The 482-nt window shown below is 44.8% G+C and carries 1 protein-coding gene; it reads left to right on the top strand.

Translation table 11 applies throughout. The features are described 5' to 3' along the window. On the top strand, positions 1-482 hold a 482-nt coding region (locus ACTHTY_RS11690), incomplete at both ends, for a DUF4178 domain-containing protein (protein WP_440367795.1).

The following is a 482-nucleotide window of genomic DNA, read 5'->3' on the forward strand; positions in this document are numbered from 1 at the left end:
CATACATTGGCACCAGAAGGGCAGTGGACAGAGTATTTGCTTTACAACCCAACTCAGGGTTTCTTATTGCTGGTTGAAGCTGATGAAGGTTGGAATATTTCCGAAACCTTGAACGATTGGCCGCGCCTCGACCGCAACCGCCAACCGCAATGCTATGGCAAACTTTATGACTATGGCGGACGGGTCAGGATTGCCAGCGGAGCGTTTTATGGGCGTGTCCGAAACGGTGATTTGAACTATTACAGCGATTACCGAGACGGACAAAACCGTAAGATTGGCTCCGAACTAAACAGTCACGAAATGGCATGGACTAGAAGTGCCCCAATTGCTTATCGGGAAATTGCAGATGCATTTGAATTGACCAATAAAATATCATCTTACAACGTGAAAATGAGTGCAGATGATATCGATGAAAAATTACGACTTCTGATGATTGCTATTTTGGTTATCGTCAATACTCCGTCATTGTTTCTGAACGGCTT

The sequence above is a fragment of the Neisseria sp. P0019.S002 genome, assembly GCF_051957155.1.
GTDB classification, from domain to species: Bacteria; Pseudomonadota; Gammaproteobacteria; order Burkholderiales; family Neisseriaceae; genus Neisseria; species Neisseria perflava.